Raw genomic sequence first — 453 nt, forward strand, 5'->3', positions numbered from 1 at the left:
GATGTTCCAGTCCGGGGAGCTGCACCAGTTCCTGGCCGAGAAGGGCGTGCCGGTGAAGGCGCCCGCCGCCTGAGCGGGGCGAAACCTTCCCGCCTCCGTGCGTTCTCCCCGTGCCGCCACCGGCACGGGGTCGAGGCATGCGTGACGTCATCATCGTGGGCGGCGGACCCGCAGGGCTCAACGCCGCCCTGATCCTCGGCCGCTGCCGCCGCACGGTCCTGCTCTGCGACAAGGGCGAGCCGAGGAACGCGGCGACGTCCCTCACCTGGGGCGTCTTCACCCGCGACGGGACGCCGCCCTTCGAGCTGCGCGCCCGCGCCGAGGCCGATCTCGAGCGCTACCCGACCGTCGAGCGCCGCGAGGCGGAAGTCGTCGATGCCCGTCGCCTGGACGAGGGCTTCGAGATCACCTGCGCGGATGGACGCCGCGAGCGGGCGCGCCGCCTGATCCTCG

General features: G+C 73.5%; 1 protein-coding gene. It reads left to right on the forward strand.

The features are described 5' to 3' along the window. Positions 1-137 precede the first annotated feature (137 nt). On the forward strand, positions 138-453 hold a 316-nt coding region (locus tag O7A70_RS34040), incomplete at its 3' end, for an FAD-dependent oxidoreductase (protein ID WP_337144237.1).

The sequence above is a fragment of the Mesorhizobium sp. Cs1299R1N1 genome (genome assembly GCF_037179655.1).
In the GTDB taxonomy this organism is placed as follows: Bacteria; Pseudomonadota; Alphaproteobacteria; order Rhizobiales; family Rhizobiaceae; genus Mesorhizobium; species Mesorhizobium salmacidum.